Origin of the sequence: Nostoc sp. CHAB 5715, assembly GCF_020829685.1 — a bacterium.
Classification (GTDB): Bacteria; Cyanobacteriota; Cyanobacteriia; order Cyanobacteriales; family Nostocaceae; genus Nostoc.
In genome coordinates this window covers 1-2,082 of the sequence record NZ_JAIVFR010001170.1, presented here as the reverse complement: position 1 = coordinate 2,082, position 2,082 = coordinate 1, and the positions used below count along the sequence as shown (strand labels likewise).

The window sequence follows — 2,082 nt, the reverse complement described above, 5'->3', positions numbered from 1 at the left end:
CTGGATATCCCCCGTATCTGCAACTACAACAGTCACTTGTCGCAATTGTTCCAGTAAATTCTTAGACATAAAATACTCCGTGATGGTTTGTTTAGTAGGATTTACTTATTCCCCACCAAATTAGTGCGGAGTTAGGAGTAGAGACGCGATTAATCGCGTCTGTACAGGAGTTAGGAGTTAATACGATACCTCATAACTCCGATAAAATTTGTTGAATCATTTTTGAAATTACCAAGTGTTTTTATAATTAGGGTGAGGATTGCACAAACCGAAAGGAAACGTTTGCACTCAAAGGCTCTGGTAGCGGTTTTCCTTGTGCTTGGTAATCTTCAATCAAAAGTTCCAGCACTTCCTCACCATTATTGAGAGCATCCGCGTAGGTATTTCCATGAGTGTGTGCATAGGGGCCAAACTCAGGTAAGCTGACAATGTACTTTTTATCTTTATCAGACCACTGAATTACAATACTATATTGTCGTTTCATAATTCTTAGCTTTTTGCGGCAAAAGATAAATACCTCCAGATATTAAAGTCAGGGCGACAGAAATCCAAAAGGCAATCAGAGAGGGAATTTGCCACACTTGAGGTAGAGGTGCAATCAAAAGTGCGATCGCAACTATTTGACTAATGGTTTTGAGTTTACCCCAAATATTTGCCCCCGTAATCGTCGTTTGATTTACCCGCCAACCAGCGATCGCTAATTCCCGCGCTAAAATTAAAAACACTCCCCAAGCTGGCACTTTTCCTAGTTCAATAAAAACCAGCAACGGCGCAAGTACTAGAAATTTATCTACTAAGGGATCAAGAAATTTACCCAAGTCACTAATTTGGTTGAGTTTCCGCGCCAAATAGCCGTCTAACCAATCAGTTAACGCCGCAATAAGAAAAATCGCCAAACATATCCATCTAGCTTGAGGTGTGGGATTATACAAACCATAAAGCAGAAATGGTACACCAAGAAGGCGAGAGAAGGTAATCCAGTTGGGTAGAGTCATAGAGGGGATGAGGGGGATGAGGGAGATGAGGAGGATGAAGGGGATAAAGAAGACAAGGAAAACAAGAGGGGTAAACAAGTAATTTTTCTCCCTCATCTCCCCCATCTCCCTTATCTCCCTTATCTCCCCACTTTCCCCCTAAGCGTGGGAAAATCTGTTTTCTGTAGCTCTCCTAAAACAATACTATGATTGAACAGACAGATTCCCAATTCCGCATCGAACACGATTCGATGGGCGATCGCCAAATCGCTAGTAGCGTTTATTACGGCATTCAAACACTGCGGGCGATCGAAAACTTTCCAGTTAGCGGCATCCAACCTTTATCTACTTACGTAGATGCTTGTTTAATTATTAAAAAAGCTACAGCAATTGTGAATCGGGAACTGAATTGCATACCCCAAGATATTAGTCAGGCGATTATCCAAGCAACTGATGAAATCCTGGCTGGGAAGTTCCGAGATCAATTTGTCGTGGATGTTTATCAGGCGGGTGCTGGAACATCCCACCACATGAATGTCAACGAAGTTCTAGCAAATCGCGCCTTAGAAATTCTTGGTGAAGAAAAGGGCAATTACAAACGTGTTAGTCCCAATGACCACGTTAATTATGGGCAGTCTACCAATGATGTGATTCCTACCGCAATTCGTATTGGTGGATTATTGGCATTATCCAAGACATTACACCCAGCAATAGATAGTGCGATCGCATCCTTAGAAAACAAAGCTGTAGAATTTCAAGATATCGTCAAATCTGGCAGAACCCACTTACAAGACGCAGTACCCGTGCGTTTGGGTGAGAATTTTCGGGCTTGGGCGCAAATTCTTACAGAACACCAAAACCGGATTTACATCGCCTCTGGAGATTTGATGGTACTGGGTTTGGGAGGTAGTGCAGCCGGAACAGGGTTAAATACTCATCCTTTGTATCGCGCCCGTGTGGTAGAAGTTCTCTCAGAATTGATTGATACTCCTTTAGAACCTGCACCGCATCTTATGGCAGCCATGCAAAGTATGGCACCATTTGTAAATGTTTCCGGTGCTTTACGCAACTTAGCGCAGGATTTAGCCAAAATATCTCATGATTTACG

3 protein-coding genes are annotated in these 2,082 nt (G+C 42.7%); 1 reads left to right on the top strand and 2 read right to left on the bottom strand.

Annotated elements, in window-relative coordinates; translation table 11 throughout:
- Positions 1-247: 247 nt before the first annotated feature.
- Together LC574_RS37320 and pgsA are read right to left on the bottom strand one after the other, a co-directional pair.
- Positions 248-484 carry a type II toxin-antitoxin system HicB family antitoxin gene (locus tag LC574_RS37320; RefSeq protein WP_229458653.1) on the bottom strand — a complete coding sequence of 79 codons (237 nt, stop codon included), beginning with the start codon at positions 482-484 and terminating at the stop codon, positions 248-250.
- Positions 468-995, bottom strand: coding sequence for a CDP-diacylglycerol--glycerol-3-phosphate 3-phosphatidyltransferase (gene pgsA / locus LC574_RS37315; protein ID WP_229458654.1), 528 nt, complete (start codon positions 993-995; stop codon positions 468-470). The genes LC574_RS37320 and pgsA overlap by 17 nt, the downstream gene beginning before the upstream one ends.
- 185 nt (positions 996-1,180) lie before the next feature.
- On the opposite strand from pgsA, the gene LC574_RS37310 reads away from it, so the two are divergent.
- The coding region (locus tag LC574_RS37310; RefSeq protein ID WP_267871819.1) for a lyase family protein at positions 1,181-2,082 on the top strand (902 nt) is incomplete at its 3' end.

Coding starts and splice junctions, on each gene's coding strand:
- pgsA (WP_229458654.1), bottom strand. CDS start 995: ATGACTCTACCCAACTGGATTACCTTCTCTCGCCTTCTTGGTGTACCA.
- LC574_RS37320 (WP_229458653.1), bottom strand. CDS start 484: ATGAAACGACAATATAGTATTGTAATTCAGTGGTCTGATAAAGATAAA.